The organism is Stenotrophomonas africana, assembly GCF_013004645.1.
In the GTDB taxonomy this organism is placed as follows: Bacteria; Pseudomonadota; Gammaproteobacteria; order Xanthomonadales; family Xanthomonadaceae; genus Stenotrophomonas; species Stenotrophomonas africana.
Genome location: NZ_JABEME010000003.1, coordinates 466,908 through 488,436 on the forward strand (window position 1 = coordinate 466,908; position 21,529 = coordinate 488,436).

A 21,529-nucleotide genomic window follows, 5' to 3' on the forward strand; every position below is an offset into this window, starting at 1 on the left:
ATGCCTGCGATACCACGCCCATGCCCTACGCCACCGCTCAGCCGCTGCATCCGCAAGGTCCACCGATGAACCTGGTCCTGTACGGAATGGATCGCGAACTGCTGCCCCGGCTGGCGGCCAAGCTGCCGCCGACCACCACCCTGCACTGGCAGGACAGCAGTGCGCCGACCTCCGCGCAGGACCTGCAACGCGGACCGCAGAGCCTGGTGCTGCTCGATTTCCGCCCAGAGCATGCGGCCGCGTCAAGCGTGCTTGCACAGCAGCTGCAGCAGACCGAGCCGGATCTGATGCTGGTTGCGGTCGGCGCCACCAGTCCCGGCCAGGTGGAAGGCGTGGTGATGGCCCTGCGCGTGGGACTGCGTGATGTGCTGGACCTGGACAGCGACAATACCGGCATCGAAGCAGCGCTGCGCCGGGCGCTGTCGCCACGGCCAGCCGCCGCCGCACAACATGCGCACAAGGCACGCTTGATCGTACTGCTGGGCGTCCGCGCCGGCGTCGGCACCAGTACCCTGGCCGCACACCTGTCGGTGCTGGCACAACAGACACGCGCACTCGCCCAGGGCGAAGCGCTGCACCAGGACGGCCTGCTGATGGAGCTGGCGCAGCCCTCCGGCGATCTGGCGCTGTACCTCAACCTGGACAGCCGTTTCCACTACGAAGACGCGCTGCGCAATGCCAGCCGCATCGATGCCACCCTCGCCCGCACCGCAATGGCACGCCACGATTCGGGGCTGGTGCTGCTGGACCGCGCCAGCGGCAGCGATGCGGTGCCACCGTCCGATCCCGGCGCATTGCTGCAGCGCCTGCGCGGCGTGTTTGCCAGCGTGCTGTGTGATGCCGGTGGCTGTCCGTTGCGGCAGCTGCCACCGCTGCTGCTGGACCAGGCGGACGAAATCTGGCTGGTCATCGACGCGTCGATCGCCACGCTGGTGTCGCTCGATCAGGCCCTGAAGCATCTGGCCGGTCAACGCGAGCGCGAGAAGCGCCTGCAGCTGGTGATCAACCGCCACGACGACAGCAGCGGCATGAGCCCCGAACAGATCGCACGCCGCTTCGAAGTACCGCTGCTGGCCACGCTGCCCGAACGTCCGCGTGTGCGCCTCGCCGCCAGCCAGGGCCACCTTCTGTTGCAGGATGCACCGCGCGACCCATACCTGCGTGCCCTCGCCCCGCTCGTCTCGCGCCTGGATCCGGCCGCCTGCCCGGTCCAGGCACAGGGACTGCGGGAAAGACTCTCCCTTGCCCTGGGTGGATCGCAATGGAAGACAAGGTAACCCCGTTCCCGCATGCCGCCACCCGCCCGGTGCTGCCCGACACCGCGCCGGCGCACGTGCCGTTCGCGCAGACCGAGCAGTACCAGAAGGTGCTGTCGGCGGCGCATGAGCACTTGCTCAACAGCATCGAGGACGAGCGCATCGACATCGACTCCTGGGCACCGGACACCATCGCCCGATGGGTGCAGGTGCAGACCGTGGGATTCATCCAGGAATGGCGAATCCCGATCAACGAGGAGGAGATGCAGGTGGTTGCCGAAGGTCTGGTCAAGGAACTGACCGGCTTCGGCCCGCTCGACGACCTGCTGCACGATCCGTCCATCGAAGACATCCTGATCAATGGCTTCAGGGACGTGCATGTCTCGCAGGGCGGCCAGCTCAAGCGCGCCACCCAACGCTTCACCGACGATACCCACCTGCTGCGCATCCTGCGCCGCATCCTGGCCCCGCTCGGGCGTCGCCTGGATGACTCCAATCCGATGGTTGACGCGCGCCTGCCCAACGGCGGCCGCCTCAACGCGATCATCTCGCCGCTGGCGGTGGACGGACCGATGGTGTCCATCCGCAAGTTCCGCAAGGATCCGTTCACGCCTGACGAGCTGCTGGCCAAGGGCACCTTCGACGCACCGATGCAGGCACTGCTGAAGGCGATGGTGCTGGGCCGCTGCAACATCCTGGTCTCCGGCGGCACCAGCTCCGGCAAAACCTCTCTGCTCAATGCACTGGCCAGCTACGTGCCCCCGAATGAGCGCGTGATCACCGTCGAGGACACGGCCGAACTGTCGCTCAACCATCCGCACGTGGTGAGGCTTGAGAGCCGCATCGGCGGCGCCGAAGGCCAGGGTGCGGTCAGCATCCGCGACCTGGTCCGCAACAGCCTGCGCATGCGCCCGGACCGCATCGTGGTCGGCGAGGTACGTGGTGCCGAGGTGCTGGAAATGCTGCAGGCGATGAACACCGGCCATGACGGATCGATGGCCACCATCCATGCCAACTCGCCGCGCGACTGCCTGTACCGCATCGAGATGCTGGCCGGCTTCGCCGGCTTCCAGGGCAGCGAAGACAGCCTGCGCCGGCAGATCGCCAGTGCCATCGATTTCATCGTGCAGATCTCTCGACTGGGCAGCGGCCGTCGTGTATTGGTTTCGATCACCGAGATCACCGGCGTCAGCGACAACCTGATCACCACCCAGGAAATGTTCCGCCACGAGCTGCAGATCGACGGCAACGGCAAAGAGACCGATCGCTGGATCGGGCTGGGCTTCCATCCGCACTCGCACAAGCTGGAGCCGTTCCGCCAGCAGCTGCGCGAGTCGCTGTACGGAGACTTCTGAATATGGGCACCGGCCTGCTGCTGGGCGTGTTGAGCATCATCTCGGTGCTGCTGGCGCTGGCGGTCTGGCTGTGGGGTACGGCCAGCAGCCGCGAACAACGTCAGGCATCGCTGCAGCATGCCGAGCAGCAGCTCGCACGTGGAAGTGCAGGCAGTGGCGCACCTGCCGGGTCATCCATCGCCGCTGCCAACGATCCGGCGCGAACGGCCAGCGGTGCACGCCGCGTGCTGCCGCTGGATGGCCTGCTGCAGCGTGCGGGCCTGCAGACCGGCTGGAAGCTTCCGATCATGCTGCTGGTGCCTGGACTGGTGCTTTCGGTCGTAGCGATGCTGCGGCTCGGTACCGCGTGGATGTTCCCGCTGACCTTGCTGCTGTATCTGCTGGGCTGCTGGCTGTGGGTGATGCGGCGCACCTCGAAACTGCGCGCCCAGCTGCTGCATATGCTTCCCGACTTCCTGGACAACCTGGTACGGCTGACCGCACTGGGCAACAGCCTGCAGGCGGCGTTCCAGGTCGCGTCGATGCAGACCAGCGTGCCGCTGCGCGGGCTGCTGGATACCACGGTACGCTACGCGCGCAGCGGGATGGACCTGGACAGGGCGCTGGCACTGGCCGCACAGCCCTACCGGATGGACGTACTGAAAGTACTGTCGGTGGTGATCGGCGTCAGCGTGCGCATCGGTGGCCGCTCCGACCAGATCCTGCAGCGCATGGGTGATTTCATGCGCGACCTGGAACAAGCCCAGCAGGAACTGGCCGCGACCACCTCCGAGACCCGCATGTCGGCCTGGGTCCTCGGCTTGCTGCCACCGGCCTGCGCTGTGCTGATGGCGATCGCCAGCCCGGACTTCTTCCAGCCGGTGCTGCATGACCCGCTCGGCCACAAGATCCTGCTGATTGCACTGGGCCTGGAGCTTGTCGGTGGCTTCCTGCTGTATCGCCTGGCCAAGTCGCTATGAACCACCCCCGCCCCTGCGGAGACGACCGATGAGCGCCAGCGCGTGGTTCGCCCTCTCCCTGCTGGTGCTGGCCGCCGGTGTCGCCCTGCTCGGTATCGGCGGCTGGGTACGCAGCCATCGTGAGCACCGCACGTCAGCCACATTGAAGACGGCCCTGCAACCGCGGGAGGACGCCCGTGACAGCGAAACAGCGCCGCAGCGCGACTCTCTGGGCTGGCTGGAGCGTTTCGGCCGGGCACTCAGCGGCGGTCGCCTCGAGGCCGCGTTGCTGACCAATGAAGACCGGCTGCTGCTGGACCTGGCCGGCTGGAACACCCGCCGCGGCACAGCCATCTACCTCGGCCTGCGCCTGCTGCTGGCCGTGCTGGTACTGGCCCTGGTGCTGACATTCAGCAGCGTCACAGGGCTGGCCAGGATCATGGTGATCATCGGCGCGCTGGCTGCCGGCCTGCTGCTGCCCAAGTTCATCCTGTCCGCCTGGGTGAAGCGACGCAGGCGCGCCGTCGAGAACGAATTGCCCCTGCTGATCGATCTGCTGCGCCTGCTGCAGGGCGTGGGCTTCAGCATGGACCAGAGCCTGCAGACGCTGGGCGACAAGCTGCGCGATGCACTGCCGGTCCTCGGTGGCGAACTGCAGGAGGCCAACGTCGCCTACACCCACGGCCGCACCCGCGCGCAGTCGCTGCGGCGCTTGAGCGAAGTCTATGCCTACGATGACCTGACCAGCCTGATGCAGTTGATCCTGCAGGTGCATGCACATGGCGGCGCGGTGCAGGAACCGCTACGGCAGTTCAGCATCCGGCTGCGCGAACAGCGCCGTAACACCCTGAAGGAAAAGGTCGGCAAGCTCTCGGTGAAGATGACCGTGGTGATGATGCTGACCCTGCTGCCAGCGCTGATGCTGGTCCTTGCCGGCCCGGCGCTGGTCGCGCTGGCCACCACCATGTCCAAGATGGGATCGCCCTGATGCCTGCCCTGCGCACCTCCTGCCTGCTGCTTGCCCTCGCCGCCGTCGCCAGCGGCTGCGCATCAACCACGCCGAAGTACCTGCGTGCGCCCAGCCTGGCCGCACCCGAGCCGGCACCGCAGGACAGCCGCAATGCCTACTTGGAGCTGATCGCGCGCATGCAGCTGCAGGGTGCCTGGTATGCCTCGCTGGCGCATGTGGATGCCTTCCGCCAACGCTACGGCGATCCACCGGCGCTGCGACTGCTGCAGGCCGACGCGCTGCGCGAGACCGGGCAGGCCGATGCGGCCATCGCCCTGTACCGTGATCTTTCCAGCGGCCCACAGGCGGCGGCCGCCGCGCACGGCCTGGGCCTGATCGCCGCACGTCGTGATGACGATGCAGGCAGTGAACAGGCACTGGCGCGGGCCACGCAGCTGCAGCCCTTGAATACCGACTATCTGGGCGACCTCGGCTACGCACGCCTGCGTGCCGGACAGTTCGATCAGGCACGTGAGCCGCTCGCCAAGGCCTTGGAGCTGTCCCCGGGCAACGCCAAGGCCATGGCCAACCTCGCCCTGTGGGCCGTGTTGCGCGGCGACACCGCCACCGCCCAGCGCCTGGCGCAGCAGGCCAGCCTCAACGAGGACACCCTTCGCAGCATCCAGCAGCAGGCCGCACAGATCCGCACCCGCCTGCAGCAACGACAGGCATCTGCAGCAGTGGCCGCCCCCGCGCCTGCCCGCACCGTCGCTGCTCCCGCGGCCAGCGCTGCACGGCTGGCCGTCGAGCCGCGTCGCGAGACCCGCGACGAGCGCGACCCGCAGCGCCTGCCGCCTTCGATGCTGGAACGCTTCAGCACCTCCGATCATCCGAACGGGAACACACCATGACCGCGACGCCCCTGACCCGAGGCCTGCTGCCTGTGCTGGCCTGCCTGTTGATTGCAGGCGTCGCGCAGGCGCAGCAACAGCCGTTGACCGGGCAGATGCTCGGCGGCAGCGGCCCCACACCGGCCTCACGACCGTTGCAGTCCGAGCCGCTGCCCACCGTGGATCTGTCCACGCCTGCACCGTCGGCACCCGCCGCGATGCCGGCGGCGATCGCCGCCACTGATGCCACCGCACCGGCGGTCCGCCCTGTACGCAGCCAGATCGGCGATACCACCCGTGGCCTGTTCCGCCTGCAGGCTTCGGGGCAGCAGGCCGGGCAGCACCTGCCGATCCTTGGCGACCAGGCCACGTTGAGCTATGCCCGCTACATCAAGAGTTTCGAACACGAGATCCCGGACTTCTTTGAAGCCGATGTCGCCAAGTCCAAGGGAACATCCTCATCCGGACGCTGAGGTAGGCCATGAAACGCCCACGCCAGTTCAGTTTCAGCCGCGCACGCGGCGGCATGTCGGTCACCATGATGCTGGTCATGCTGGCGTTGCTGGCGATGCTGGGCCTGATTGAAATCGGCTATCTGTTCTGGGCCAAGCGCGATGCGCAGAAGGTTGCCGACCTGGCCGCTCTGGCCGGCGCGCAGCGACTGGAGTTGTGCACCTCGGACAACAGCGACAACAGTGCTGCCCGGCAGAGCGCACTCACCCAGAACAGGTTTGCGGGGAGCCTGCAGATCCACTGCGGCAACTGGAGCGCCACACGCGCCACCGCGAACCGCTTCGTCACCACCGTCGATGCCGCCAACCCGCGCAATGCAGTACAGGTTGTCGCCGAGCGCAGCGTGCTTCCCTTCTTCGGGCAGAACACCAGCCTGCCGACCGTCAGCGCACAGGCTGTTGCCCGCCGGTCGGAGCCCACGGCAGTGTTCGCGGTGGGCTCGCAGCTGCTGCGCACCAACGGCAACTCGGTGCTGCTGTCGACACTGCGCATGATCGGCCTGGATGTCACCAATGCGACCGTGCTCTCCTATGACGGTCTGGCCCAGGCCAACATCACCCCGTCAGGCCTGCTCAAGGCGCTCAACATCCCGGTCACCGCCAATCTCAGCGTGGCCGACTTCAACCGCCTGCTGTCGGTCAACAAGATCTCACTGGCACAGCTGGTCGATGCCACCGCCACCGTGGTCGGTCGCGATACCACCGTCGGCGTGCAGCTGCGCGCCCTGTCCGATCTGGTCGCCACCCAGTTGGACATCAACAAGCTCAACATCGTGCTGGGCAGCCAGTCCGGGGGTGGCGGTCTGTTCGCCGAGGTCGTTTCGCCGGATGGCACGGTCGGCAGCGCACTGGAAACCAAGGTCAACGTGCTCAACCTGATCAGCACCGCCATTTCCATCGCCAATGACGGCAATGGCGTTGCGGTGAAGGGGCTGGACCTGCTGGGGATCAACATCCAGGCCGGCGTGGTGGAGCCGCCCTCGATCGCCATCGGTGGCGTCGGCACGCGCGCGTACAACGCCCAGGTGCGCCTGCTGGTGGACGTGGACAGCAATAATCTGTTCGCACTTGGGCCGCTGCTGAATCTGCTCGGCACGCGCCTGCATCTGCCGCTGCATGTCGATGTCGCCAACGCGATGGGTACGCTGACCGGTATCCAGTGCGGCGCCAGTCCACCCAAGGCCACCATCCAGGTCGATTCGTCGGTGCTGCGCGCGTGTGTCGGCAATGTCGACCCGGCGCAACGCTTCTCCAAGAACAATGTCTGCGACGCCACCCTGAAGAACGAGCAGTTGCTGAAACTGCTCGGGCAACCCTTGATCAATGACAAGATCACCCTGCCCGCCCTGACCAGCTCGCAGAACCTGACGCTGGCCGCCGGCGAGACCGCATCGACCCGGATCAACCCGCTGGCAGTAGGCAACGCGGTGTCGGATCTGGTCAATGAACTGCTGCGCGTGCTGTCAGGCATGCTCAGTTCACCCAAGCAGGGCATGAGCGCCAACGACACGGCCAAGGCCCTGGCCGACCGTTATCTACTGGCGGCCTTTCCCAGTGGCGGGCGCTACAACGTCGATCAGGTCATCCCGTTGCTACGTGATGGTGACCCGGCACGGAACCTCGCGCCGCTGGGCAACTGGACGGTGAAGAATGGCGTGCCCAAGCCCTGCCTGCTGGGCCTGACCACCTGTTGGGAAGACGGTTCGGTGTGGACCGGCTACAGGACGACCGTCACCGGACAGGGGCTGGGCTTGCTCGACGGCCTGCTCGGATCGCTGGTCGGCGGCCTGCTGATCAACCGCTGCGACAGCCTGCTCGGCAACTTGATCGACTACAACGGCTGTGTGCGCAACAACCTGGCGTCGTACATCCAGACCGCACCGGCCGGCTTCCTCGATGGTGCGGGGGGAACGGGCGTCACCAACCCCGATGGCAGCGCCACCTGCAGTGGCCTGCTCTGTACCCTGTTGAATCCGATCCTCGCTGCGCTGAAGCCCGTCCTCAACAGCGTCGGCACCCTGCTGACCAACCTGCTGGCCAGCGTGCTGGGCCTGGAGCTGGGCCGCACCGATGTCAACGTGCAGTCGATCCAGTGCAGCGCGGCGCAGCTGGTCTACTGACCCGTGACCGGCGCCCTTGGCGGCGCCCGCGCGCATGCTAGACTCCCGGCGGGGAACCACCTTCATCTCAACCCACACTCATCCGTGGATGGTCTAGACATGCGAGAAACTTCAGGGGGCGCGGTCTTCGCCCGGCACGCGCGCGGCGCGGCACTGCTGGCCGTGGCCATGATGCTGGTGGCACCGGCGGCGATGGCTGCCCGTGGCGATCGCGAAGCAGCCGCAGAGCCGGCCTCGCGCACCGCACCGGTGGTGCGCAACACCGTTGATGAGCTCAAGCAGCTGATGGATGCGCGCCAGCTGACCGAGCTGCGCACCACCTACAACGGCAACTACGGCGCCAGCCTGCTGTTCAATGCCAACACCCTGACCTACTACGTCGCCCTGTTCCAGGAGAAGAACTTCTGGCGGGTGATCAAGACCGACGCCGTCGACAACGCCGAGCGTGTCTACCGCACCTTCGCGCAGCAGTCCGAGCAGTTGGCCCAGGTCTACATCGACACCACGCGCCTGGAAGCCGGCAAGCGCTATACCGAGCGCCTGGTGGCCTACAACGAGGAACGCCTGCGCACCCTGCAGCAGGAAATGGAACAGCAGCAGGCACAGTCGGCCCAGGTCAGTGCTGCCCTGCAGCAGGCCCAGCAGCAGGCGGTCAGCCTGAGCAGCGATGTGCAGAGCACCAACAGCCAGCTGGATTCCCTGCAGCGCCGCATCCAGATCCTGCAGGCCGAACAGGGCAACCCGGAGCTGAGCCTGCCCAAGCCGGACAGCGTGCCCTCGCCGGCACCGGCGTCGGCCAGCGACGGTCGCTGAGATCCAGCACCTGGCATCTGCTGACAACGGCGCCCTTGGGCGCCGTTGTCGCTTCTGGCACTCCTGGATTCAGCGGCACGCGTCGTACACCGCGTCATCCAGCTGCCGCCGCTGTACGAAGTCCAGGCGCTTGGCCCTGGCGAGCACCTTCCCGCGTTGCTGCCGCGCACGCTCACAGGCGGTGGGATCCGTGCTGATGGGTATCAGCGCAGCCCGCGCACGCCCCTGCTGCACCACGCGCGCACGTCTTGGGGTCGGGCTCGCCGCCTTGGCCGCCGTCGCACCTGTTGAGGGTGGTTCCGCCGGCACCTCCCAGCGCCATTCCGCACGCCCCTGGCACGGCGTCTGCTGATAGACCGGATGCGCCCCGTCCACGCATTTGTAGACGTTGGTCTGAGCATGCGCCCCCGTGGCCAGCAGCAGGCACCACAACAAGCGCCAACACGCATTCGACATTACAGGCTCCTCGACAGGGCTGCCGCCATCCTCGATGCCGGAACGGCTAGGTACCAGAGCGATACGCGTCACATCCGGTGCAATCCAGCACAGCCGTGCAATTCGTCGGCCGGGCGCTGCGCTGTACTGCCGGAGGCACCGGCATGACTGCCAGCGCCTTCCCTCCCTTCCGCCAAGGAACCTGCAATGAGCAACTTCGTCACCGTCGCCGACGGCGCCCGCATCTTCTACAAGGATTGGGGTACCGGCCAGCCGATCGTGTTCGCCCACGGCTGGCCGCTGTCGTCCGATGCCTGGGACCCGCAGATGCTGTTCATGGGCCAGAACGGCTTCCGCGTAATCGCCCACGACCGTCGCAGCCATGGCCGCTCCAGCCAGACCTGGGACGGCAACAACATGGACACCTACGCCGATGACCTGGCCGCGGTGATCGAGACGCTGGACCTGAAGGACGCGATCCTGGTCGGCCATTCCACCGGTGGCGGCGAAGTGGCCCACTACATTGGTCGCCATGGCAGCCAGCGCGTGGCCAAGGTGGTGCTGGTCGGCGCCGTGCCGCCGCTGATGCTGAAGACCGATGCCAACCCGGCCGGCACCCCCTTGGAGGTCTTCGATGGCATCCGCAAGGGCACCGGTGGCGATCGTTCGCAGTTCTTCAAGGACCTGACCACGCCGTTCTTCGGTGCCAACCGCGACGGCAACACCGTTACCCAGGGCATGCGTGATGCGTTCTGGCTGCAGGGCATGCTCGGTGGCGTCAAGGGTCAGTACGACTGCGTGCACGAGTTCTCGGAAGTGGATTACACCGAGGACCTGAAGAAGATCGATGTGCCGGCTTTGGTCGTGCACGGTGATGACGACCAGATCGTGCCGTTCGATGCCTCGGCCAAGCTGTCTTCGCAGATCATCAAGGACGCCGAGTTGAAGGTGTACCCCGGTGCGCCGCACGGCCTGACCATCACCCACGCCGACCAGTTCAACGCCGACCTGCTGGCGTTCGCACGCAGTTGATGTGCCGCGGCGGCACCGTAATGGTGCCGCCGCTCCTTCGGTCGCAGAAAGGGGACGGAGGGGATTAAGTCGTTTGTGCACAAACGACTTAATCCCCTCCGTCCCCTTTTTTTCAGATATCACTGTGGTGGTGCGGGACCCCGGTCTTCGGCAGCGGATCATGCCCACCCACGAAGTGGCGTACAACCGGTGCGCGCTCACCGCGATGCAGTTCCCGCAGTATTTCCTGGATCGCCCTGTCATCGGCGGTGATGCGCTCGTGCTGGCGCAGGTGCTCCAGCCACGACGGGGTCACGAAATACTCCAGGTGGATGCCGGGGCTGGCCACATCCTCGACCACACCCCAGACCACCGCGCCATCGCGGCGACGGATCGCGCCCAGCGCGCGCATCTGCGTCTGGAACGCGGCGCGATCAGCATCATCGATGCGGTACTCGAGGGTGACCAGTACCGGGCCGCGATCGTTCGACACCGGCACCGACAGCTCGGGCGCCGGCCAGTGCCCGGCCGGGCTCAGGTTCAGGTCTTCGGTACCGGCGATGCGCACGCGCCATACCAGCAGCCCGCCGATCACCGCACCTGCGGCAGCCACCAGCAGCGCCAGTTCCGGCGAGGTACGCTGTGCGAGCGCGCCCCAGCTCAGGCCACCGGCCGCCATGCCAGCGGAGAACACCATGATGTACAACGCCAGCGCACGCGCGCGTACCCATGCCGGCACCGCGGTCTGCGCGGCGATCTGCAGCGACGACAGCACGGTGATCCAGGCAAAACCGTTGATCAGCATCACCAATGGCAGCACGTACCAGCTGCGGGTCAGTGCCAGCCCGACCAGGCTCAGCGCCAGTGACAGCGTGGCCAGCAGCACCAGCAGGTCGCGATCCAACTGTGCGCGCAGCTTCGGCAGCAGCAAGGCCCCGCCCACTGCACCGATACCGATGCAGCCCAGCAGCATGCCGTACTGCCCCGCCCCGCCGTGCATCTGCCCACGCACCACCACCGGCAGCAACGCGTTCATCGCCGCAGCAAAGAAGAAGAAGCCCACCGACTTGATCAGCACCGCCTGCAGGCGTCCCGCACGGCTGGCGTAGCGCAGGCCCGCTTTCAGTCCAGCACCGAAGCCCTCCGGCGGCAGACTCGACTGCTTCGGGTCACGCTTCCAACCCCACACCACGAACAGCATTGCGGCAAAGGTGATGGCGTTGAAGCCGAACGCCCAGACCGCACCGAGCTGGGCGACGATCACGCCGCCGATGGCCGGGCCGATCGAGCGCGCGATGTTGATGCCGATCGAGTTCAGCGCCACCGCTGAGGCCAGCATCGGCTGCGGCACCAGTTCGGACACGATCGCGGCCTGTGCCGGCATCGCCATCGCCGCACCGCAACCCATGCAGAAGGTCAGCAGCACCAGCAGCTGCGGGGTCAGCATGTCCAGCGCGGTCAACGTCGCCATCACGGCGGCGACCAGCAGCATCCAGGCCTGGGTCGCCAACAGGTACCTGCGGCGATCGACGATGTCGGCCAGCGTTCCGGCGGCCAGCGCCAGCAGTACGATCGGCATGGTGGTGGCCGACTGCACCAGGGCCACCATCAACGGCGAACCGGTACGTTCGGCCATCACCCAGGCGGCGGCCACGTCATTGACCCAGGTGCCGATGTTACTGGCCAGGATTGCCAGCCAGATCGAACGGAACATCTGGATCTTCAGCGGGGACCAGGCACCTGCGGCCTGTGCGGGGGGTTGCGACGCGGTTGCGTTCACCATTGCCATGCTCCAACGATCGAGGCGAACAGCGTGTCCTGGCCGCCGGCCTGCTTCAGCGCAGGACCCGCATCGACCCAGGCCAGCTGCAGCTGCCATTGCCAGTGTTCGCTGGCCTGCCAGCGGGTTTCGGATTTGTACTGATTACCGATGCGGCGCGCGCCACCGGCGCTGCCCGGCAACGCCACCAGCGGTGCCGGCGTGGTGTAGACCGCATCGGCACGCCGATGCTTCCAGGCCATCTGTACGCCCAGCTCCGTCGTCACCGCGTCGTGCAGGCGCAGGGTCAAGGTTGGCTGGAGGTCCATCAGGTTGGCCGGGGCCAGCAGGCTGGCCTCGCTGAAGTAGGCCGATTTGGGGAACAGCGCATTGAAGGTGCCCAGATGGCCGTCATGCAGATTGCCATCGCCACTGGCGATGTCGCCCTTCAGCCCCAACCGCGGTTGCAACGGCAGGTCCGTCCAGCGCCACCCCGTATCGGTGGCCAGCGTCCAGGCGCGGATATCGAGCGTGCCGACGGCCGTTCGCAGTTCACCGCCCTGCGCCACCAGCTCGCTGTTCCAGTCCAGTGCACCGGCCTGGCCGAACCAGCGTGCACCCACGGTCTGCCGCCGCTCGGTGCCGGAATCTGCCGCGAAGCGTGCGCCTTCGCGGCGGTAGTCCAGCAGATACAGATCCCACTGTCCCGCGCCCTGCCCGCGTGCCGAGGTGGCGGCATAGGCACCCCACAGGTGGGCACCGTGTTCGCCGCGATCATCAAAGGCACCCGGCCGGTTCTCCACCGGTCGCAGTGCCATCAGATCCAACGTGCCGAGGCGGCCCTTCCAGCCCAGGCGCGCACCGTCGAAGGCCAGGCGGATGTTCGGCCCATCGCGCACCGACAACAGCCGCGAGCTTCCGTAGCCGGCTTCCTGCCGACCGAGTTGCAGGTGGAAGCCGCTGCGCTGCCAGCGCCAGTACGCCTGCTGCACATCCAGCGCGCCGCGGTCGGTGCGGCCGGCTCCACCTGCCTTGCCATTCTCGGCATGCACGCCCAGCTGCAGCTTCGCCTGCCAGCTGTCCTCCGCATAGGTGGCCGAGGCCAGCGCGCGCAGCAGGCCGTAGCCATCTTCACTGCTGCCGATGCCGAACCGGGTCGGGTCGTAGTACAGGCCACGCAGGCGCAGCGAGGCGTCCAGTTGCAGCTGGCCGTTGCCAGCATCACTGCAGCGGCCCCCCTCGCAGGCCAGCGCCAGCGATGGCGCGGCCAGCAGCGCCAGGCTCAGAACGCGAAGCACGAACATCCCATCGCGCCCCAGAAGGCGGTCAGGTCATCGGTGGGCGCCGCATGCCGTGCGGCATGACCGTGAGCGCCGTGCGTACTGCAGGCCACGCCGTGATGGTGGCGATGGGCGGCGGCCAACCCGGTGGCGGCACCGCCGACGTGGTAGCCACCGAACCGGTTGACCGGCGACCAGTCCGGCATCGCCGGCGGCAGCTGCGGCGCCAGCCCGGCGTAGTCGCCGTCGGCATGCACGATGCGGCCGCCGACGACGGTCAGCAGGCTGGTGATGTCGGCAATCTGCGCGTCATCCACACGCAGGAAGTCGGCCGAGAGCAGGATGAAGTCGGCCAGCTGACCGGCCTTCAGCGTGCCCTTCACCGCTTCGTCGCCGGAGAACCAGGCGCTGCCCTGGGTCCACAGGCGCAGCGCCTGCTCGCGTTCGAGCAGGTTCTCATCGCCATACAGGGCCAGCCCGCCCACGGTGCGCCCGGTCACCAGCCAGGACAACGCCACCCAGGGGTTGTAGCTGGCTACGCGGGTGGCATCGGTACCGGCACCGACCGGCACGCCTTCGGCCAGCATGCGTTTGACCGGCGGCGTATGCCGCGCGGCCTGCACGCCATAGCGCTCGACGAAAGCCTCGCCCTGGTAGGCCATGCGGTGTTGTACGGCGATGCCACCACCCAGCGCGCGGATACGTTCGATGTTGCGCGGGGTGATGGTTTCGGCGTGGTCGATGAACCAGTGCAGGCCATCGAACGGCACCTCGCGGTTGACCTGTTCGTACACATCGAGGATGCGGGTGATGCTCTCGTCATACGTTGCGTGGATGCGAAACGGCCAGCGCTTCTCCACCAGCAGCTTCACCACATCATGCAGTTCGGGCTCTAGCTCCGGCGGCAACTCCGGACGTGGCTCGTTGAACAGCTCGAAATCGGCCGCCGAGAACACCAGCATCTCGCCGGCACCGTTGTGGCGCAGCAGGTCGTCGCCCTGGCGCGGCTGCAGGATCTCGCTCCAGCCACGGAAGTCATCCACCTCCTTGCCCTTGTTCTGGGTGAACAGGTTGTAGGCGATGCGCACTGTCAGCTGGTCATCGCGGTGCAGCTGCTCGATGACCTGGTAGTCCTCGGGGTAGTTCTGGAAGCCGCCGCCAGCGTCGATCACCGAGGTGATGCCGAGCCGGTTCAGTTCGCGCATGAAGTGGCGCGTCGAGTTGGCCTGGTACTCGATCGGCAGGCGTGGGCCCTTGGCCAGCGTGGCATACAGGATCAGCGCATTGGGCTTGGCCAGCAGCAGCCCGGTGGGGTTGCCCAGCGAATCACGCACGATCTGCCCGCCCGGCGGATCCGGCGTGTCCTTGCTGTAGCCGCACGCGCGCAGCGCGGCACGGTTGAGCAGCGCGCGGTCGTACAGGTGCAGCAGGAACACCGGCGTATCCGGCGCGATGTCGTTGAGCTCCTGCAGCGTCGGCAGGCGCTTCTCGTTGAACTGCGCGGCAGTGAAGCCACCGACCACGCGTACCCACTGCGGTGCGGGCGTGCGGTCGACCTGGGCCTTCAACATGTCCAGAGCGTCGCCCAGCGAACGCAGCCCGTCCCATCGCAGCTCCAGGTTGTAGTTCAGGCCACCACGGATCAGGTGGGTATGGCTGTCGTTGAGGCCGGGCAGCAGGCGCCTGCCCTGGGCGTCGATCAGGGTCGCTTCATTGCCCCAGCCGCGCATGATCTCCTCGTCGCTGCCGACGGCAACGATGCGCCCCTCCTGCACAGCCAACGCCTGCGCATGCGGCTGCTGCGGATCGAGGGTAGTGATGCGGGCATTGCGGATGACCAGCGTGCTCATGCGACGTTCCTTGGAAGTGGAATCGAGTGCGGCAGCGGCGCGGCCGGCCAGGCCGAGCGCAACAGCGGCACCACTGGCCAGCACCACGTTGCGGCGGCCGTGATCGAGGGGATCGTGACTCATGCGAGGTTTCCCGGAAGGCGATGGACGTCCAGTGCCCAGGTGCCGGGCCCGGCCAGCGCGATGGCCAGCAGTACCGTGGTCCACATCAACGGGTACTCACAGCCGCCGCGCATCCAGAACCAGCCCTTGGGCAGGGCCAACAGGACGGTGAAGCCGATGAAGGCGGCCGCCGCAAGTGCAGCGATACGGGTCTGCCATCCCAGCAGCACGGCCAGCCCGGACAGCACCTGCAGCAAGGCCAGCAACAGCGGCAGCGGTGCCGCTGCTGGCAGCCCGAAGGCACGCAGCTCGGTAGCGAAGCCGGACAGCCCAGGTCCACCGAACCAGCCGAACAGCTTGCCCAGCGCGTGCGGCAGCAGGAAGCCTCCTGCCGCCACGCGCAGCATCAGCAGGGCCAGGTCGAGGCCATGGCCAGCCAGCATGCTCAGTGCCCGCCTTCCTGCGCGCCGAACATGCGCTTGGCGTACTGGATGCCGATGCCGTAGCCGCCGGCGTGGTCGCGGGCAATGCCGGTGGTCAGGTCGTAGGTTTCCCCGCGTGCCCAGTCACGCTGCAGTTCGAGCAGGTACTGCACGCTGGTCATCGGTACCGCGCCGGCCTGAACCATGCGGGTGATCGCCCGCTCATGCGCTTCTTCGCTGACATCGCCGCAGGCATCGGTGATCACGTAGACCTCGAAACCCTGCGCCAACGCCGACAGCGCCGGCCCGACAATGCAGACGCTGGTCCACAAGCCCGCAACAACCAGGCGACGCTTGCCGATGCGGTTGATCTCATCGATCACCGGCTGGTCTTCCCAGGTATTCATCGAGGTGCGGTCGAACACCGTCTGGCCCGGGAAGATCTGCGGCAGTTCCGGGAACATCGGGCCGGAGAACGACGTTTCGGCGACCGTGGTCAGCACCACCGGCACGTTGAAGCCCTTGGCACCCTTGCTGATCAGCGACACGTTGTTGCGCAGCGCGGAGATGTCGATGGTGTGGGTCGCAAACGCCATCTGCGACTGGAAGTCGATCAGCACCAGGGCGTGGTCGATCGGCGACAGCAGCGCCGGGGCGGGAGTGGCGGTGGCAAGGCTCATGGGTGGACTCCGTTGGAAACACGATCAAGGGGGTGCAACAGGGCGGCATCGCCGGCAACGTATTGGCCGGGGCTGCAGCCGGTCTCCGCGCGGAAGCTGCGGACGAAATGGCTCTGGTCGAAGAAGCCCAGCTGCTGTGCCAGGCGGGACATCGGCAGCTGCGCGTCTGGCAGCAGCTGGCGTGCACGTTCGATGCGCCGCCGGCGCACATAGCGCAACGGGCTGGCACCGGTACCGGTACGGAACAGACGCACCAGATGGAAGCGGCTGACGCAGGCGGCCGCTGCCAGCTCGGTCACCCGCAGCGGCTGCGACAGGTGCTCATCGACATAGCGCAGGGCGCGCTGCAACGCGGCGGCCTGCTGCGGTGCCAGTGATGCGGCGGGCGGATCAGGCGGAAAAATGGTGGCCATGCGGGACGCCGCGAGGGGGTGGCCCATGGTGCGTGGCGCCTGCGCGATGCCCTACCCCCGTCGGTCGAGGCCAGTACCTACCCGAATGGGGGAGGCCGGCGGCCGAGCAGGCGCCGCCCAAACAAGCGTGCATCCAGTGAATAGGCGCCAGGGCCCAGCATCAACAGCGCCAACGGCAGCACCACCTGCGACCACGGCGCCTGCTGCGCGAACATGCCCACGGCCGCCATCAGCGCCGCCAGTGGCGTCAACACGCCCAGCATGAGCATCGGTACTGCCAGCAGGCACATCGCCGACCATCCGCCCGCATGCGTGCCAGGCGTGTACAGCGCGGTGGCCAGGCACAGCCGCAGCCACAGCAGACCGAGGCCCGGACCGCGATCAGGGAACATCACGAACAGCCGTTGCATGGCGGGGCTCCAGAGGACATGCCGGCGTGATAGCCGACGTCGGCGCACGCCGCCTACCCCGTTCGGGTCACCCTGGGTTGCCCCACACCTGCCAGAATGCGCGCCATGCGTGGCCGCCCCTTCCCGTTCCTGTGTCGCTTGCCGACGCTGCTGACGTGCCTGCTGCTGTTGACCGCCCTGCCCGCCCTTGCCGTGCAGCGCCCGCCGGTGAGCGGCGGACTGCCCGATTACGAGCACACGGCCTGGCGCGTCGGCCAGGGTGCGCCCGGCGACATCTGGGACATTGTCCAGGACCGCGACGGTCTGTTGTGGCTGGCCACGGGCTCGGGCCTGTACCGCTTCGATGGCCGTCGTTTCGAACGGCAGGCGGCGCCCGTCGGCAGCCAGTTCCCGTCCACCAACATGGTCACGCTGGCACCGGGCCGCGATGGCGCCCTGTGGATCGGCTATTTCCAGGCGGGCATCAGCCGGTTCGCGCAAGGACAGCTGCACAGCTATGGCCGCGAACAGGGAGTACCGGTCGGTGTGGTGCCGCACTTCAGCCAGGATCGCGAGGGCCGGCTGTGGGCGGCGATCAACGGCGGGCTGCGCCGCTTTGACGGACAGCGCTGGCAGCCACTGCCGGCCAGTGCCGGGCTGCCGGAGCGCCGCGTGCAGTGGGTGCTGCACGACAGCCGGGACACCTTCTGGGTCCTGGCCGACCTGAAGGTCTGGATGCGTGCAGCCGGCCAGACCGCCTTCCAGGACACCGGCATCGCCGTCTCGCAGATGGCGACGCTGGCCGAAAGTCCGCAGGGCGAAGTGTGGCTGGCCGACCGGGTGCGCGGCACCTCGCCGCTGGCCAATGCGCAGGGTCTGTTGGCGGCCAGCGAACGCGAAGCGCGGCGTCTTCCGGAGCTGGTCGCCGCGCGTCTGCAGTTCACTGCCGATGGTGCGCTGTGGGCCACGATGAGCCCGCACGGCGGCGTCGCCCGCATCACCTTCGACGGCACCCGTGCCGTGCGCATGGAGCGCTTCGATTCACCGCACGGCCTGACCGCCACCTCGGCAGTACCAATCATCGTCGATCGCGAAGGCAATCTCTGGGTCGGCACCAATCTCGGCCTCAACCGCTTCCGCGCACGCAGCGTGCACACCCTGGCGGTGGGCCCGAGCGATCCCTACCGCTCGCTGGTGCGGGCCAGCGATGGCCGCGTGTATGGCTACGGCGAAGACCTCAAGCCCTACGATCTGCGGCGCACCCTGCTGGATGGCAGCGCCACGCAGCTGCAGGCCGCCGCGCGCCAGGCACCCACGCCGATCTGGCAGTTCGACTGGGTCAATCTTGCGCGCACGGTAGCCGGCCACGTCTCGCTGATCCCGCTGCCGCCGCCGTTCACCGGGCAACCGCTGCATGCGCTGCTGTTCCCCGACGACGAGCAGGCCTGGGTGTGTACGGGTGAGCGTGGCGTCCTGCACTACCTGCATGGGCAATGGCAGCGCGAGGTTCGCCTGCCCGAGCAGGCCTGCTCATCGCTGGCGCTGGATGCCCATGGCCAGCTGCTGCTTGGCTATGCCGACGGCCGCCTGCGCCGGATGAGTGCGAACCGCATCGAGAGCTTCGATGCCAGCCAGGGCCTGTCGGTGGGGCCGATCACCGCGATGCTGCATCACCAGGACATTCTGCTGGTCGCCGGCGAAGCCGGGCTGGCTGCGCGACTGGGCAATGGACGATTCGTTCCGGTGCGCACCGACATGGCCGGCGTCCTGGAAGGCATCACCGGCATGGTCGCCGATGCCAATGGCCACCTGTGGCTCAACGGCAGCCGTGGCCTGGTGCGGATGGAAAGCGGGCTGCTGCGCCGTGCCCTGCGCACCGGACTGCCGGTCACGCCGCGCCTGTTCGACGCGATCGACGGCATGCCTGGCATTGCCCTGCAGAGTGGACCGATCGCCACCGCGACGCTGGCCGACGACGGCCTGCTATGGCTGGCCACCAACCAGGGCCTGGCCTGGCTGGACACCACCCATTCGCACGTCAATACGATGGCCCCCAGTGTGCGCATCGGCGAGGTGCTGTATGGCAGCAAGCACGAGCCGCTGCGCGATGGCCTGCGCCTTCCCGCCGGTACCAGCCAACTGCAGATCGACTACGTGGCGTTGTCACTGGCGCGCCCGGAGCGCAACCGCTACCGCTATCGCCTCTCCGGCGTCGACGACGGCTGGCAGGATGCCGGCAGCAGCACCCGCGCGTATTACACCAACCTCGCACCGGGCAATTACCGGTTCGAGGTGGAAGCGGCCAACGAAGACGGCATCTGGAGCACCTCCCCGGCCAGCCGCAGCTTCCGCATCGCGCCCACCTTCATGCAGACCGTGTGGTTCAAGCTGCTGTGCGCCGCCGCGATCCTCGCGCTGCTGATGATGGCGGTGCGCATCCGCAGCGGGCAGCTGGCTGCGCTGTTCCGCGCACGCCTGCAGGAACGCAATGGGGAACGCGAACGCATCGCACGCGACCTGCACGACACCCTGCTCCAGGGCAGCCAGGGCCTGATCCTGCGCCTGCACGCCATCAGTCAGTCACCCCAGACCCCGGCGCCGGTACGCGGCCAGCTGGAGGCGGCGATGCAACTGGCCGAGCGCAACCTTGCCGAGGGCCGCGAGCGGGTCAATGCCCTGCGTGAGGGACCCTTCGTGGGCCGCGACCTCGCTTCGGCGCTGGCCGATGTTCACGCCGAATACGCCGGGCACGGCACCAATCCGCTGCGCCTGACCGTGGAAGGTGCGACGCCACTGCTGCAGGCCGATGCGGCCGAAGAAGTGTTCCTGATAGGGCGTGAGGCGATACGCAACGCGTTGCGTCATGCCAACGCCAGCGCCATTGAAGTAGAGCTGTCGTATGGCGCGCGGTGCTTCCTGCTGCACGTGCGCGATGATGGCGTCGGCATCGCCAACGAGAATGCCGGGCATGGCCATTGGGGCCTGCAGGGCATGCGTGAGCGCGCGCAGCGCCTCGGTGCGGAACTGCAACTGTGGACCCGCCCCGGGCTGGGAACCGAAGTCGCGCTGGCAGTTCCCACCCGGCGCCTGTATCAACGCCGCCCATCACGTTGGCGCTGGCCCTGGAGTAGAACAAGCCATGACTGAAACCCCTGCCCCGATCGGCGTACTGGTGGTCGACGACCACCCGCTGCTGCGTGACGGCCTGGCTGCCCTGCTGGGCGCCCATTCCGACCTGCGCCTGCTCGGTGAAGCCGCCGATGGCGAGGAAGCCATCGCACGCTACCAGCAGCTGCAGCCGGACGTGGTGCTGATGGACCTGCAGATGCCACGCCTGGACGGTGTGGAAGCCATCGTGCGGATCCGCGCGATGGATCCGCGTGCGCGCATCATCGTGCTGACCACCTACCGCGGTGACGTACGTGCGGTGCGGGCGCTGCAGGCTGGCGCCAGTGCCTACCTGCTGAAGGACATGCTGCGCCACGAGCTGGTCGATACGATCCGCATGGTCGCTGGCGGCCGGCGCGCACCGATTCCGCCGGCGGTGGCGGCCAGCATCGCCGCGCATGTGGTGGAAGACCGGTTGTCGCCGCGCGAGACCGAGGTGCTGCGGCACGTGGCCGGTGGCCTGTCGAACAAGCGCATCGGCGAGCGCATGCAGATTTCCGAGCAGACGGTGAAGGCGCACATGAAGAGCCTGATGGACAAGCTGGGCGTGGGCGATCGCACGCATGCGGTGACCCAGGCGCTGCGGCGCGGGATCATCAGCCTGGACGACAGCGGTCACGATTGAAGGGTTGTTCGGCAGGGCTTGCAGCCCTGCACCCGCGGTAGTGCCGGCCGCGGGCCGGCAAACTCAACAGCAAAAGCGGGCTTTCCCTGGGACGGTGGGGCGGTGTCGGAGTGCGGGGACGCCGTGAACCCCTCCATGGGGGCTTGGCCGCGGCATCCATGCCGCGGACACCCCGCACTCCGACACCGCCCCACCTCTGACAGATTCCTGCGGCTGTCGGTGGGTGTCGACCTTGGTTGACACTTCTGTCAGATATCGAAATCAATCAGGGGTCAGATCCGTTTTCCTCCGGAAAACGGATCTGACCCCAAGAGCCGTTCCAACAGACCGCAGGAAACTGTCGAAGGCGGGGTGGGTCCGGTTGCGGGGGTGTCCACGGCATGGATGCCGCGACCGAGCCTACATGGGTGAGGGCGCTTTGCTTGCGAAGCATTGCTTCGCAAGCGCCCGAACGCCCAGCCGCCAGCGGCTGGACCGGACCGCGGAGCGGGGTTTACGGCGTCCCCCGCAACCGGACCCACCCCGCCCACCTACAGGAACCCCGCCGTTGCTGTTGCCTCCA

19 protein-coding genes are annotated in these 21,529 nt (G+C 67.4%); 11 read left to right on the forward strand and 8 right to left on the reverse strand.

The features are described 5' to 3' along the window. Positions 1 to 20 precede the first annotated feature (20 nt). The 8 genes from HLA98_RS08540 (at position 21) to HLA98_RS08575 (ending at position 8,833) form a co-directional block, all read left to right on the forward strand. Positions 21 to 1,277, forward strand: coding sequence for a CpaE/TadZ family protein (locus HLA98_RS08540; RefSeq protein WP_057501690.1), 1,257 nt, complete (start codon positions 21 to 23; stop codon positions 1,275 to 1,277). Then, positions 1,262 to 2,611, forward strand: a complete 1,350-nt coding sequence (locus HLA98_RS08545) for a TadA family conjugal transfer-associated ATPase (protein WP_049448358.1) — start codon at positions 1,262 to 1,264, stop codon at positions 2,609 to 2,611. The genes HLA98_RS08540 and HLA98_RS08545 overlap by 16 nt, the downstream gene beginning before the upstream one ends. Positions 2,612 to 2,613: 2 nt before the next feature. Next, positions 2,614 to 3,570 carry a type II secretion system F family protein gene (locus HLA98_RS08550; protein ID WP_057501689.1) on the forward strand — a complete coding sequence of 319 codons (957 nt, stop codon included), beginning with the start codon at positions 2,614 to 2,616 and terminating at the stop codon, positions 3,568 to 3,570. 28 nt (positions 3,571 to 3,598) lie between these two features. Continuing rightward, positions 3,599 to 4,537, forward strand: a complete 939-nt coding sequence (locus HLA98_RS08555) for a type II secretion system F family protein (RefSeq protein ID WP_049448353.1) — start codon at positions 3,599 to 3,601, stop codon at positions 4,535 to 4,537. Then, positions 4,537 to 5,409 carry a tetratricopeptide repeat protein gene (locus tag HLA98_RS08560; protein WP_057501688.1) on the forward strand — a complete coding sequence of 291 codons (873 nt, stop codon included), beginning with the start codon at positions 4,537 to 4,539 and terminating at the stop codon, positions 5,407 to 5,409. Before HLA98_RS08555 ends, HLA98_RS08560 begins: the two co-directional genes overlap by 1 nt. Continuing rightward, positions 5,406 to 5,861, forward strand: a complete 456-nt coding sequence (locus HLA98_RS08565) for a DUF3613 domain-containing protein (RefSeq protein ID WP_057501687.1) — start codon at positions 5,406 to 5,408, stop codon at positions 5,859 to 5,861. Before HLA98_RS08560 ends, HLA98_RS08565 begins: the two co-directional genes overlap by 4 nt. A gap of 8 nt (positions 5,862 to 5,869) precedes the next feature. Beyond that, positions 5,870 to 8,020, forward strand: a complete 2,151-nt coding sequence (locus tag HLA98_RS08570; RefSeq protein WP_057501686.1) for a TadG family pilus assembly protein — start codon at positions 5,870 to 5,872, stop codon at positions 8,018 to 8,020. Between the two features lie 99 nt (positions 8,021 to 8,119). Further along, entirely contained in the window at positions 8,120 to 8,833 is a 714-nt protein-coding gene (locus HLA98_RS08575; protein ID WP_057501685.1) for a DUF2968 domain-containing protein, read from the forward strand. 69 nt (positions 8,834 to 8,902) lie between these two features. On the opposite strand, the gene HLA98_RS08580 is transcribed toward HLA98_RS08575, so the two are convergent. After that, the gene (locus tag HLA98_RS08580) at positions 8,903 to 9,289 is read right to left on the reverse strand and encodes a hypothetical protein (protein WP_057501684.1); all 387 of its coding nucleotides are present in this window, start codon (positions 9,287 to 9,289) and stop codon (positions 8,903 to 8,905) included. Between the two features lie 186 nt (positions 9,290 to 9,475). Here HLA98_RS08580 and HLA98_RS08585 point away from each other — a divergent pair, with 186 nt between their 5' ends. After that, the gene (locus HLA98_RS08585; RefSeq protein WP_057501683.1) at positions 9,476 to 10,300 is read left to right on the forward strand and encodes an alpha/beta fold hydrolase; all 825 of its coding nucleotides are present in this window, start codon (positions 9,476 to 9,478) and stop codon (positions 10,298 to 10,300) included. Between the two features lie 112 nt (positions 10,301 to 10,412). Here the strand turns inward: HLA98_RS08585 and HLA98_RS08590 are convergent, their stop codons facing one another. From HLA98_RS08590 to HLA98_RS08620, 7 genes are all read right to left on the reverse strand, one after another. Continuing rightward, positions 10,413 to 12,062 (reverse strand): MFS transporter, encoded by a 1,650-nt coding sequence (locus tag HLA98_RS08590; protein WP_057499344.1) that lies wholly within the window; start codon positions 12,060 to 12,062, stop codon positions 10,413 to 10,415. Continuing rightward, positions 12,056 to 13,342 carry an alginate export family protein gene (locus tag HLA98_RS08595; RefSeq protein WP_057499343.1) on the reverse strand — a complete coding sequence of 429 codons (1,287 nt, stop codon included), beginning with the start codon at positions 13,340 to 13,342 and terminating at the stop codon, positions 12,056 to 12,058. The genes HLA98_RS08590 and HLA98_RS08595 overlap by 7 nt, the downstream gene beginning before the upstream one ends. After that, positions 13,321 to 15,168, reverse strand: a complete 1,848-nt coding sequence (locus tag HLA98_RS08600) for an amidohydrolase (RefSeq protein WP_170272466.1) — start codon at positions 15,166 to 15,168, stop codon at positions 13,321 to 13,323. The genes HLA98_RS08595 and HLA98_RS08600 overlap by 22 nt, the downstream gene beginning before the upstream one ends. Before the next feature lie 119 nt (positions 15,169 to 15,287). Next, a complete protein-coding gene (locus tag HLA98_RS08605) occupies positions 15,288 to 15,713 on the reverse strand; it encodes a DoxX family protein (RefSeq protein WP_057499341.1) in 426 nt (141 codons plus the stop codon). Positions 15,714 to 15,715: 2 nt separating this feature from the next. Continuing rightward, positions 15,716 to 16,372, reverse strand: coding sequence for a hydrolase (locus tag HLA98_RS08610; protein WP_057499340.1), 657 nt, complete (start codon positions 16,370 to 16,372; stop codon positions 15,716 to 15,718). Beyond that, positions 16,369 to 16,812, reverse strand: coding sequence for a helix-turn-helix transcriptional regulator (locus HLA98_RS08615; RefSeq protein ID WP_053091884.1), 444 nt, complete (start codon positions 16,810 to 16,812; stop codon positions 16,369 to 16,371). The genes HLA98_RS08610 and HLA98_RS08615 overlap by 4 nt, the downstream gene beginning before the upstream one ends. A gap of 50 nt (positions 16,813 to 16,862) precedes the next feature. After that, a complete protein-coding gene (locus HLA98_RS08620; protein ID WP_049445869.1) occupies positions 16,863 to 17,195 on the reverse strand; it encodes a hypothetical protein in 333 nt (110 codons plus the stop codon). Positions 17,196 to 17,291: 96 nt separating this feature from the next. On the opposite strand from HLA98_RS08620, the gene HLA98_RS08625 reads away from it, so the two are divergent. Together HLA98_RS08625 and HLA98_RS08630 are read left to right on the forward strand one after the other, a co-directional pair. Continuing rightward, entirely contained in the window at positions 17,292 to 20,321 is a 3,030-nt protein-coding gene (locus HLA98_RS08625) for a sensor histidine kinase (protein WP_057499339.1), read from the forward strand. Continuing rightward, complete coding sequence (locus HLA98_RS08630) at positions 20,314 to 20,967, forward strand: response regulator (RefSeq protein WP_049445872.1); 654 nt, start codon at positions 20,314 to 20,316, stop codon at positions 20,965 to 20,967. The genes HLA98_RS08625 and HLA98_RS08630 overlap by 8 nt, the downstream gene beginning before the upstream one ends. Positions 20,968 to 21,529: the final 562 nt, after the last annotated feature.